At 63.0% G+C, this 10,972-nt stretch carries 10 protein-coding genes; 5 read left to right on the top strand and 5 right to left on the bottom strand.

The window, feature by feature from the left end; translation table 11 throughout:
* The first annotated feature begins 194 nt into the window (after window positions 1-194).
* Both HBO09_RS24595 and HBO09_RS24590 read left to right on the top strand, forming a co-directional pair.
* Window positions 195-446 carry a type II toxin-antitoxin system HicA family toxin gene (locus HBO09_RS24595; protein WP_169997548.1) on the top strand — a complete coding sequence of 84 codons (252 nt, stop codon included), beginning with the start codon at window positions 195-197 and terminating at the stop codon, window positions 444-446.
* On the top strand, window positions 443-808 hold the full coding sequence (locus HBO09_RS24590; protein WP_169997550.1) for a type II toxin-antitoxin system HicB family antitoxin: 366 nt from the start codon (window positions 443-445) through the stop codon (window positions 806-808). Before HBO09_RS24595 ends, HBO09_RS24590 begins: the two co-directional genes overlap by 4 nt.
* A gap of 1 nt (window position 809) precedes the next feature.
* Here HBO09_RS24590 and HBO09_RS24585 read toward each other — a convergent pair whose 3' ends face one another.
* Window positions 810-1,982 carry an MFS transporter gene (locus HBO09_RS24585; protein WP_169997552.1) on the bottom strand — a complete coding sequence of 391 codons (1,173 nt, stop codon included), beginning with the start codon at window positions 1,980-1,982 and terminating at the stop codon, window positions 810-812.
* A gap of 142 nt (window positions 1,983-2,124) precedes the next feature.
* Here HBO09_RS24585 and HBO09_RS24580 point away from each other — a divergent pair, with 142 nt between their 5' ends.
* Window positions 2,125-2,709, top strand: a complete 585-nt coding sequence (locus tag HBO09_RS24580; protein WP_169997554.1) for a TetR/AcrR family transcriptional regulator — start codon at window positions 2,125-2,127, stop codon at window positions 2,707-2,709.
* A gap of 174 nt (window positions 2,710-2,883) precedes the next feature.
* On the opposite strand, the gene HBO09_RS24575 is transcribed toward HBO09_RS24580, so the two are convergent.
* The 4 genes from HBO09_RS24575 to HBO09_RS24560 form a co-directional block, all read right to left on the bottom strand.
* Window positions 2,884-4,407, bottom strand: a complete 1,524-nt coding sequence (locus HBO09_RS24575; RefSeq protein WP_169997556.1) for an MDR family MFS transporter — start codon at window positions 4,405-4,407, stop codon at window positions 2,884-2,886.
* Window positions 4,397-5,548, bottom strand: coding sequence for an HlyD family secretion protein (locus tag HBO09_RS24570; RefSeq protein WP_169997558.1), 1,152 nt, complete (start codon window positions 5,546-5,548; stop codon window positions 4,397-4,399). The genes HBO09_RS24575 and HBO09_RS24570 overlap by 11 nt, the downstream gene beginning before the upstream one ends.
* Entirely contained in the window at window positions 5,545-7,023 is a 1,479-nt protein-coding gene (locus tag HBO09_RS24565; protein WP_169997560.1) for a TolC family protein, read from the bottom strand. The genes HBO09_RS24570 and HBO09_RS24565 overlap by 4 nt, the downstream gene beginning before the upstream one ends.
* A 114-nt stretch (window positions 7,024-7,137) precedes the next feature.
* Window positions 7,138-7,884, bottom strand: coding sequence for a helix-turn-helix transcriptional regulator (locus HBO09_RS24560; RefSeq protein WP_169997562.1), 747 nt, complete (start codon window positions 7,882-7,884; stop codon window positions 7,138-7,140).
* Window positions 7,885-8,046: 162 nt separating this feature from the next.
* Here HBO09_RS24560 and HBO09_RS24555 point away from each other — a divergent pair, with 162 nt between their 5' ends.
* Together HBO09_RS24555 and HBO09_RS24550 are read left to right on the top strand one after the other, a co-directional pair.
* On the top strand, window positions 8,047-8,847 hold the full coding sequence (locus tag HBO09_RS24555; RefSeq protein ID WP_169997564.1) for a glucose 1-dehydrogenase: 801 nt from the start codon (window positions 8,047-8,049) through the stop codon (window positions 8,845-8,847).
* A complete protein-coding gene (locus HBO09_RS24550) occupies window positions 8,840-10,666 on the top strand; it encodes a glycoside hydrolase family 15 protein (RefSeq protein ID WP_169997566.1) in 1,827 nt (608 codons plus the stop codon). Before HBO09_RS24555 ends, HBO09_RS24550 begins: the two co-directional genes overlap by 8 nt.
* Window positions 10,667-10,972 lie beyond the last annotated feature (306 nt).

Raw genomic sequence — 10,972 nt, 5'->3', positions numbered from 1 at the left:
CTTGGGATCCGGAGCAATAGGCAGGAAGCACAAAGGCACGTCGTCCCTATAAAACGAATCCAGACGGGAAAAATTAGCGCAGGCGAGTGCAGTCATCGGGCGTTACATCAAAGCCGGGAGAAGCCCGCGAAGAGGTCCTATCATTGACGCACAACCACATTTGCAACTACATTTAGTTACACGCAGGGAACGCCGTGTCCAAAAATGAAAAGCTGCTCGCCAAACTGCTCAACCTGCAGATGGCATTTACCTGGCCTGAGCTCATCACGTTGCTGGGCTGGCTGGGTTATCGACAAATCGAAGGGGCTGGGAGCCGCGTCAAGTTCGACATCGGCGACCCGAGTGCAATGATCACCCTGCACAAGCCCCACCCTGGCAATGAGCTGAAACACTACATTCGGCGCCAGATCATTGAACAGTTGGAATCAGGAGGCTTGCTTCAATGAGCAACCAGTTGAAACACAAAGGCTACATCGGCTCCATAGAAGCCAGCGTCGAGGACAATTGCCTGTTCGGCAAGCTGCTGTTTATCCGCGCCCTGGTCAGCTACGAAGGCCAGACCGTGGCCCAGTTGGAAGCGGCCTTTCGCGAAGCCGTGGAGGATTACCTGGCTACGTGCCAGACACTCGGCCAGGCACCGGAAAAACCATGCAAAGGCTCATTCAATGTGCGGGTCGGCCATGATCTGCACCTGGCCGCGGCGCTGGCGGCGACGCAGAAAAAGGTCACGCTCAACGACCTGACGCGCCAGGCGTTGAACGAGTTCCTGCGTCATCACGCTACGGACAGTCACCCCGCCCTGGGGTGACTCATCCCAGGCGGCGGTAGCCCAACACGGCGGCCGCCAGCACCACCGCACCGGCCATCAGCGCCACCCAGAACCCGCTGGGGGCGCCATATTGATCGATCATCCAGCCGGAACTTGCCGCACCGATGGCCACGCCGATGCTCAGGCCGGTGATCAGCCAGGTCATGCCTTCGGTCAGACGGCTGGGGGGCACGACCCGCTCCACCAGCGCCATGGACACAATCAGCGTCGGCGCAAAAAACAACCCGGACACAAACACCGCCAGCGCCAGCCCGAGGATATCCCCCACCCACAATAACGGCAGCGTGGTCAACGCCGTGGCCAGGCCACAGAGCAGGAACTGCCGGGGCAACGGCATATGCAATTTCAACGCACCAAAAGCCAGCCCCGCCAGGCACGAGCCAATGGCATACACCGACAGCACAATGCTCGCCGCCGCCGGTTGGCCCTGATGCTGGGCGAACGCTACGCTGACCACGTCCACCACACCGACAATGGTGCCCATGGCCATCAGCAGGATCATCAACACCAATACCGAAGGCTGGGTGATCAACCAGCGGCCCTGCTGCTCAAGCTGTGCGTGAATCGCCGGTTCAGTCTGTTTTTGCAGAACGAAGGTGGTTACACCGACCGCCAGCAAGATCGCGCCCACCAGCGGCCCGGCTTCGGGAAACAGCAGCACGCACAGCCCCACCGATAACGGCGGACCAAGGATAAAGCACACCTCATCAAGCACCGATTCCAGGGCAAAGGCGGTTTGCAACCGGGGCTGACCACGATAGATCTCGGTCCAGCGCGCACGCACCATGGCCGACATATTGGGCATGCAACCGGCCAGTGCGGCAAAGATAAACAGGGTCCAATCCGGCGCCTGCAAGCGGGTACACAGCAGCAACAGCAGCAACGCTCCCCCGCCAATCATGGCCGCCACCGGTAATACGCGGCCCTGACCGTAACGGTCTACCAGCCGTGAAACCTGGGGCGCGCAAAACGCCGTCGCCAAGGCAAAGGTGGCCGCCACCGCGCCCGCCAGCCCATAACCACCACGCAGTTGGGACAACATGGTGATCAACCCGATACCGGTCATGGAAATCGGCATGCGCGCGAGCATGCCGGCCGATACAAAAGCCCTGGAACCTGGCGCCTGGAACAACTCGGCGTAGGGGTTTGCCATGGTGCGTGACCTCTTGCTGGGAGCCCTGGAGCTTGCCATTCAATGCAATCCGGGCAAAAGATATACGGTGCGTATGTGACAAATCATGAGTAACATACGCAGCGTATGTCAACTACCCATCCGACTAGAACGAGCGTTTTCCATGAGCCGAGCCCGCGCCGAGATGATCGAAGAAACCCGCGCCCGCTTGCTAGCCAGCGCCCGCCACGCCTTTGCGACCCAAGGTTTTGCCAATACCTCGATGGACGATTTCACCGCCCGCGCCGGCCTCACGCGAGGGGCGTTGTACCATCACTTTGGCGACAAAAAAGGGCTACTGGCGGCGGTCGTCGCGCAACTCGACGGCGAAATGGATGAGCACCTGCAACAAATCAGTGCCCAGGCCATAAACTCCTGGGACGGTTTTTGCGAACGCTGCCGCGCTTATCTGCGCATGGCCCAGGACCCGGAAATCCAGCGCATTGTGCTGCAAGATGCACCGGCGGTACTGGGTGCTGACGTCGGTGCCCAGCAGCAATGCATCGAATCCTTGCGCCGGCTGCTGGAGGGGTTGATGCAAACCGGATTGATTGAACAGGCTCCCAGCCTGGCGCTGGCCCGATTGATCAATGGCAGCCTGGTGGATACGGCGCAATGGATTGCCCACGCCGAACACCCGGATGAATGCCTGGAGCAAGCGCTGCAAGGCTTGGATCTGCTGCTTCGGGGCTTGAAGCCTGTGGCCTGACTGCGGTGGCAAGGCGGGCCTGTTGTGGCGAGGGGGCTTGTCCCCCGCTGGACTGCGCAGCAGGCCCATTTTTTGGGGTCGCTGCGCAACCCAGCGGGGGACAAGCCCCCTCGCCACAACAAGCCCCCTCACCACAGTAGGCCCCTCACCACAACTACCCCCTGGAAACGAGGCTCAGGTACGCCGCAACAACAGCGCCGCCACCGCACACAACGTCAACGCCACACACGCCAGGTAAAACGCATCGCTGTAAGCCATCAAAAATGACTGGTGCCGTACGCTCTGGTCCAGCAACCCCAGCACCTGCTGGTGCTCCGGCCATTGTTCCTGTAGCAAACCGCCGCCCGGCAAGCGTTGCTGCAAGGCTGGCTCGAAAATGTTCAGCGACTCACCGATCCGCGCCGAATGCACCTGCTCGCGCACCACTACCAACTGTGCCAGCAAGGCCGTGCCCACGGCGCCGCCCAGGTTGCGCAACATCGAGAATACCGCCGAAGCGGAGCCAGACTCGGCCTTGGCCAGCCCATGCACCGCCAGTACCGACAGCGCCACCATGATCAACGGCTGGCCGATGCCGCGCACCACGATCGAGGGGATGATCACGTTGCTAGCGCTGTCGGCCGACAAATGCGCGCCCATCCAACAGCCCAACGCCATGATCGCGAAACCTGAAGCCACGAGGATTTTCGCGCTCAACCACTTCATCAGCCGTGGCAGGAACGGCGCCAGCACCAGTTGCACCATGCCGTAGGCAATCAGGCTGATGCCAATTTCGCTGGCGTTATAGCCCTGCATCTGGGACAGGTAGTTGGGCACCAGAAACACCAGGCCATAGGTACTGGCGCCGAAGATAAACATCGCCACGCTGGCCACGCCAAAGTTGTAGTGCGCCAACAACCGCAGGTTGATAAAGCTTTTGCTGCCCCACAATTGGCGACTGATAAACCCTGCCAGCCCGACCACCGCCGCCAGGCTCATCCATACAATAAAGGCCGAGCCGAACCAATCCTTGCGCCCGCCCTCCTCCAGCACGATCTGCAACGCCCCCAGGCCCAGCACCATGCACGCGATGCCCAGCCAGTCGCCCTGGCGCAACAACCCCAGGTTCATCGGTTGGCGATCGATGGACCAGGCCACTGCCGCCAACAGCGCGATGCCGGGGAACAGTTGCAGGTAGAAGATCCAGCGCCACGAATAGACATCGGTCAGCCAGCCACCAATAGACGGCCCTGCGGCCTGGGCCACACTGTTGGCCAGGCTGAACAGCGCCATGCCCAACGGAATCTTGCTGGCGGGCAGTTCAGTGATGATCAACTGGAACGACAACGGAATCAGCACCGCCCCCGCCGCCCCCTGGATCACCCGGATGATGATCATCACCGGCAGGTTCGGCGCCATCGAGCAGGCCACCGAGGCCACCAGAAAGACCCCAGAGCCCCACAGCATCACCCGCCGCAACGAGAACACCTGCACCAGCCACGCGGTGAGCGGGATCATGATGATTTCCGCCACCAGGTAGGCCGTGGAAATCCACGAACCCTCCTCAAACGTAGCCCCCAGGGCCCCTTCGATTTCCGGCAGCGCGGCACTGGTGACATGCACGTTCATGCCAGCCATGAAGCAACCGAACAGACCACCGATCACCGCGACCCAGGCGCGAAACGATACCGTCGAGGTGCTGCGCGCGTCAGCCACCATGGGAACTGTCCTGCTGGCGGGCCGGACGGGTATCCACCGTGGCGATCACCGACATCCCCGGCAAGATCGCGGGGGCATTGGCCTCATCCACGACCAGGCGGATCTTCACCGGAAAGCGCTGCACAATCTTGGTGAAATTGCCGGTGGCGTTGTCCGGCGGTAACAAGGCGAACACCGCGCCGGAACCGGGCGCGATACTTTCCACCTGGCCGCGCCAGCGCTGGCCGGCAAAACTGTCCACCGCAATATCCACCGATTGCCCCGGCGCCATGTGCTGCAACTGGGTTTCCTTGTAGTTGGCGATCACATAGGCCTGCTCCACCGGCACCACCGCCAGTAACGGCAGGCCTGGCATCACATACTGCTGGCGACGGACCTTGCGCTGGCCCACCACCCCGTCGAACGGCGCGCGGATCGCCGTGTCATTCAAGGCATTGCGGGCCAGGGCCAGATTGGCCTGGGCCTCGCCCACCCGGGCCTGGGATTCGGCGATACGCGCCTGGGCCTGTTGGCGACGCGCCTGCAGGACCTGGCACTGCGCCTGCTGCCGGGCCACTTGGGCGTGGGCTTGGTTAACCGCCGCCAGCGCCTTGGCCTGGCCGGCACTGGCAGTTTCCAGGCGCTCACGGGTAGCAATCTGCTGGTCCACCAAATCGCGATAACGCAGGTAGTCCAGGCGAGCACGATGGGCCTCGGCCTCGCTGCTATTCAAGGCCGCCTGGGCCTGGGCGATGCGTTGCTGCTGCTCGCCCAACCGTGCGTCCAGGGTATGCAGGCTGGACTGGCGCGCCGTCGCCGCTGCCCGGGCTTGCTGCAACTTCGCCTCGGTGCTGCGCAACTGTTCGATAAAGTCCCGGTCATCCAGTTGCACCAGCACATCGCCCGCCTTGACCGGCTGGTTGTCCTCCACCAGCACCTGAGCCACGTAGCCGGCGATGCGCGGGCTGACCGCGACCCAGTCGGCGCGCACGTAGGCGTCGTCGGTCTCTTCAAGGAATCGCCCCCACTGCCACCAATACCCGGCAAACAGCCCCACCCCCAGCAGCGTCGCCAGGGATGCGCCTGTGAGCAGTGCGCGGCGATGGCGCTGCATCAAGCTGGGAGTGGATTGCAGGATGGCGGGTTCAACAGCCTGGTTCATGGCTTGGCTCCAAGGGCAGCAAGGGGTAAGGGTTGGGGTTGATCGTCACGTTGCCAGCCGCCACCCAGAGCCTGGAACAGGTCGATCTGGCGGTTGATCAAGCGCAGGTCGGCCTGGGCCAGGGTGGCCTGCAGGCTGACCAGGCTGCGCTCGCTGTCGAGCAATTGCAGGGCATCGAGGGCACCGGCCCGGTAACTGCGGGTAGCCAGCTCAAATGCCTGCTGGCTGTTGTCCAGCGCGGCTTGCAGGGCCTGGTGGCGCTGCTGCTCGCCCTGGTACAGCGCCAGGGCTTGTTCGACCTGTTTCAACGCGCTGAGCACCGTGGCGTCGAAACGCGCCTGGGCCTCGCGCGCCTGGGCCCGGCGCTGCCCCACCTGGGCCTGGGCGACACCGCGATTGGGAAAGCGCCAGGACAGCAACGGCCCCACGGAATACACCAGCGCCTCACTGTCCCCCAACTTGCCCAGGCTGCTCGCGGAAGACTCCAATGCGGCACCGAACGTCACCCGCGGGTACAGTTCGGTGCGGGCGACGCCAATGGCCAGTGTGGCCGCTTGCAGTTGGCGCTCGGCACGCCGGATATCGGCACGCCGCTGCACCAGCGCCCAGCCATCTCCCACGGGCAGCGGCGCCTGCAATTGCGGAGGCCGGGCACAGCTGTTGCGGGCCACGTCCTGGGGCCGCATGCCACTTAGCACGGTCAATTCATACAGGGCTGCCTGATGGCGGGCAGTCAACATGGGCAACGGCGCACGGGTTTCTTCCAGCAGGCCATTGAGGCGCGCCAGGTCCAGGGCGGTGGCCGCGCCGGCCTCCTGCAGTTTGCGAGTGACTTCGACACTGCGCTCCAACACCTGCACCGAATGACGCTGCGCCTGGCTGCTGAAGGCATAGACGCACGCCTGGGCATAGGCCCGTGTGGTCTGCGCGGCCACCATCACCCGCCATTCATCTTCTAGCGCCCGCGCCGCATCCGCATTGGCGCGAGCGGCGGCCAGGCGATAACGCACTTCGCCCCACAGGTCCAGGGTGTAGCTCAGGGAGAATCCGGGAGCATGGCTCCACTCGGCATCGGCACGTTCACCGGTTGCCTGGGCCAGGGTCTGGTCGTCGCGGCTGCGGCCGTAGCCCACGCCGTAAGTCAGCAAGGTCGAGGGTTGGCGCTGGCTGTCGACCTGCTCCAGGCGGGCGAGCAACGCGTCGACGTGAGCGGCGGCGGCCTCAAGGTCTTTGTTGTGGTTCAAGGCCTGCTCGACCAACAGATCCAGCTGCCGGTCGCGGTAAAGCTGCCACCAGCGCTGGGGCAGCACCTGGGTTGCCGACCCGCTGGACAATTGCGCTGTCGCCTGGGCCATCAACTGCGCTGCTGGTTCGTCGGGCAGGCCGCTGCATCCGGCCAGCGCGCCCAGCAAAAGCAGGGTCAGGGCTGCCGGGAATCGATTGCTAGTGGGGGGATGAACGACAAGGCTGGGCATCACAAAGCTCGCTGAAGAATGAGCTTTGCAGATTAGGCATGCGCCCTGGCAGATTCGCCCGCGCCAGGGCCATGTATCGTCGCCAAATGGACAATAGGGTTACATGAAGCAACATCAGGCCCCGGGGCGGAAATGACTCGGCGGATACCCCAGCGAACGACGGAACATCGCACTGAACGCGCTGGGGCTTTGATAACCATGTTCCAGTGCAACTTCCAGGATGGAAGCGCCCTGAGCCAGTAACTTCAGGCTCAACGCCAGGCGCGCACGCTTGCGCCACTCGCCAAAGCTCATGCCCAGCTCACGCTGGAAAATCCGGCTGAGGGTGCGCGCACTCATGTTCAGGGTGTCGGCCCAGGACTCCAGGCTGCTGTCATCGGCCGGGTTGCGGATAAACCGCGTACACAACCTGGCCAGCCGTGCGTCGCCGGGCACCGGCACGTGCATGGCCACCACCGGCGCGGCCAGCAACTCCATGCGGATCAACTCCACCATCGCCAGCAGGCGCGGGTTGTTGACCTGACCGGCAATCAGTGTGGCGGCCACGATCAGCTCCCGCAGCAGCGCTGAAACCTCGATCACCTGACAAGTGCGCCCAAGACTAGGCTCCACCTCGGGCATAAGAAACAACGTACGCATGTGCACCTCGCCGGCCATGCGAATTTCGTGGGGCGTCTCGGCCGGGACCCACAACGCATGCCCGGACGGCACCAGCCAACTGCCCTGGGCCGTACTGACCACCATCACCCCGGTGACGCCGTGAATCAGTTGCGCCTGGGTATGACAATGGGGATGGACCACTTCGTCGTTGCGGTAGTTGTCGGCATAAGCCTCAAGCCAGGGCCGGTGCGCAGTTGTCATGGGCAGCGTCTCACGTCGTTAAGCCGGTGATTCTAACTAAAAGCCCATTGGCGAAAACGATAGATATAGACAGCCATCGTCGCATTCCAGACAAACCACTGAACTTGTGCCGCGCACGGTCAGTCAGCTCAATGGACTCCTGGAAAAAAGGTTGGGTGGACAATGCGCATCTCGTTGGAACAACAAGTGGCCGTGGTCACCGGCGCCAGCTCCGGCATCGGCGCGGGCGCCGCCAGGGCTTTGGCCGCGGCCGGCGCGGCGGTGGTGGTGAACTACAACCGCCAGGCAGAGCCCGCCCAGGCCCTCGCGGCGCAGATCAACCAGGGCGGTGGCCGGGCCCTGGCCATCGGCGCCGATGTGTCCAGGGAGGATGACGTCGAGCGCCTGTTTGCGCAGACCCTGGACGCCTTCGGTCATCTCGACATTCTGGTGGCCAATTCCGGCCTGCAAAAAGACGCCGCCATCAGTGACATGACCCTTGAGCAGTGGAACGCGGTGATCGGCGTCAACCTCACCGGCCAGTTCCTCTGCGCCCGCGCCGCCCTGCGTATTTTCAACCGCCAGGGCGTGCGAGCGGGGGTATCCCGGGCCGCTGGCAAGATCATCCATATGAGTTCGGTGCACCAGTTGATCCCATGGGCCGGCCACGTCAACTACGCCGCCTCCAAGGGCGGCGTCGAAATGTTGATGCGCAGCCTCGCCCAGGAAGTCAGCCACCAACGGATCCGCATCAACGGCATCGCGCCGGGGGCGATCCGCACGGCGATCAACCGCGCCGCCACCGAGGGCGATGCCGAGCAGGCGCTGCTGAAACTGATCCCCTATGGCCGCGTCGGTGACGTCGAAGATGTGGCCAACGCCGTGGTCTGGCTGGCCAGTGATGCCTCCGACTATGTGGTGGGCAGCACCTTGTTTATCGACGGCGGCATGAGTCTCTATCCGGAGTTCAAAGACAATGGTTGATCTGAAAAACGAAGCTCAAAGCGCCATCGATGCCCACGGCATCATCGGCGATATGCGCAGTGCAGCGCTGATCAACGACCAAGGCAGCATCGACTTTTTCTGCTGGCCGGAATTCGACAGCCCATCGATCTTCTGCTCACTGCTGGACTCCCCCGCCGCCGGGATCTTCCAACTGACCCCGGACCTGCCCCAGGCGCGCCGGGAGCAGATCTACCTGCCGGACACCAATGTCCTGCAAACCCGCTGGCTGAGCGATGAGGCGGTGGTGGAAATCACCGACCTGCTGAGCATCAGCGACGACGTCGATGACCTGCCCCTGTTGATACGCCGTGTGCGGGTGGTCAGCGGCAAGGCCACCCTGCATATGCGCTGCGCGGTACGTCATGACTATGCCCGGGCGCCCACTCGGGCCACGGCGGATAACGCTGATGTGTGCTTCGAGGCGCCAGGCCTGCCCAGCCTGCGCCTGGCCAGCAGCCTGCCCATGAAGATCGAGGACGATGCCGCCGTCGCCTGCTTTACCCTGGACCAGGACCAAGGTGCCGAATTTGTCCTTGGCGGCCTGGACGATGTGCGCGTCGACAGCAGCGGTACCGACCTGTGCTTGCAGCGCACCCTGGCGTTCTGGCGCGGCTGGCTGGCCCAGTCCAACTACCGCGGGCGCTGGCGGGAAATGGTCAATCGCTCGGCCCTGGCCCTAAAGCTGCTGACCTCGCGCAAGCACGGCGCAATCCTCGCAGCCGCCACCTTCGGCCTGCCGGAAACCCCCGGCGGCGAACGCAATTGGGACTACCGCTACACCTGGATCCGTGACGCCTCGTTCACCGTCTACGCCTTTATGCGCCTGGGTTTTGTCCAGGAAGCCAATGACTACATGCGCTGGTTGCGCGGGCGCGTCAGCGATTGCTGCGGGCAGCCGATGAAAATCAACATCCTGTATGGCATCGACGGCCGCCAACAGTTGCCGGAAACCGAGTTGACCCACCTCAGCGGCCATGGCGGCGCGCAACCGGTGCGCATTGGCAACGAGGCCTATGATCAGGTGCAACTGGATATTTTTGGCGAACTGATGGACGCGGTGTACCTGGTCAACAAATACGGCGAAGCCATCTCCCATGAGGGCTGGAAACACACCCTGGAAGTGGTCGATCAGGTGTGTGAGACCTGGAACCAGAAAGACGTCGGCATCTGGGAAATGCGCGGCGAGCAACATCACTTCCTGCACTCACGGCTGATGTGCTGGGTCGCCCTCGACCGCGCGATCCGCCTGGCCTCCAAGCGTTCGCTGCCGGCACCGTTCGCCCGCTGGGACCAGACCCGCCAGGCGATATATGAAGATATCTGGAACAACTTCTGGAACGAGGAACGCGGGCATTTCGTGCAGCACATCGGCAGCACCGCCCTGGATGGTTCGATGCTATTGATGCCACTGGTGCGCTTCGTGGCGGCCACCGACCCACGCTGGTTGTCGACCCTGGAGGCCATCCAAAAAAGCCTGGTGCGCGACGGCATGGTGTACCGCTACCGCAATGACGACAGCCAGATTGATGGCCTGCAAGGCACTGAGGGAGCGTTTACTGCCTGCTCATTCTGGTACGTCGAATGCCTGGCTCGCGCAGGCCAAGTGGAAAAGGCCCATCTGGAATTCGAGCAACTGCTGCGCTATGCCAACCCGCTGGGATTGTATGCCGAGGAATTCGACAGCCAGGCGCGACACTTGGGCAACACGCCGCAAGCCTTGAGTCATTTGGCGTTGATCAGCGCGGCGACGTTTCTGGATCGTAAGTTGAGTGGGGAGAAAACGGTGTGGCAGCCTTGATCCTCTGGTTTTACAGAGCTGGGCTCACTGACTGTGGCGAGCGGGCTTGTTGTGGCGAGCGGGCTTGCCCCGCGCTGGGCTGCGAAGCGGCCCCAAAACCTGCTATCGCGGTCTGCCTGATGGAACTCGGTGACCCTATTGGGGCTGCTCCGCAGCCCAACGCGGGGCAAGCCCGCTCGCCACAACAAGCCCGCTTGCCACAATAGCCCGCTCGCCATCGGCAGCACAGAACCTCGACTTCTTTCACAATCGAAAAAAGCCAGGTATATACCGCTGCTCCTGTGCTCAAGGAACGAGCATGACTCC

Origin of the sequence: Pseudomonas sp. WS 5027 (assembly GCF_012985695.1) — a bacterium.
GTDB lineage: Bacteria > Pseudomonadota > Gammaproteobacteria > Pseudomonadales > Pseudomonadaceae > Aquipseudomonas > Aquipseudomonas hygromyciniae.
Note: the sequence above shows the minus strand (reverse complement) of the source record. Positions and strands in the feature narration are given on the sequence as shown.

Coding starts and splice junctions, on each gene's coding strand:
- HBO09_RS24570 (WP_169997558.1), bottom strand. CDS start 5,548: ATGAACCAGGCTGTTGAACCCGCCATCCTGCAATCCACTCCCAGCTTG.
- HBO09_RS24550 (WP_169997566.1), top strand. CDS start 8,840: ATGGTTGATCTGAAAAACGAAGCTCAAAGCGCCATCGATGCCCACGGC.
- HBO09_RS24575 (WP_169997556.1), bottom strand. CDS start 4,407: ATGGTGGCTGACGCGCGCAGCACCTCGACGGTATCGTTTCGCGCCTGG.
- HBO09_RS24555 (WP_169997564.1), top strand. CDS start 8,047: ATGCGCATCTCGTTGGAACAACAAGTGGCCGTGGTCACCGGCGCCAGC.
- HBO09_RS24580 (WP_169997554.1), top strand. CDS start 2,125: ATGAGCCGAGCCCGCGCCGAGATGATCGAAGAAACCCGCGCCCGCTTG.
- HBO09_RS24565 (WP_169997560.1), bottom strand. CDS start 7,023: ATGCCCAGCCTTGTCGTTCATCCCCCCACTAGCAATCGATTCCCGGCA.
- HBO09_RS24590 (WP_169997550.1), top strand. CDS start 443: ATGAGCAACCAGTTGAAACACAAAGGCTACATCGGCTCCATAGAAGCC.
- HBO09_RS24560 (WP_169997562.1), bottom strand. CDS start 7,884: ATGACAACTGCGCACCGGCCCTGGCTTGAGGCTTATGCCGACAACTAC.
- HBO09_RS24585 (WP_169997552.1), bottom strand. CDS start 1,982: ATGGCAAACCCCTACGCCGAGTTGTTCCAGGCGCCAGGTTCCAGGGCT.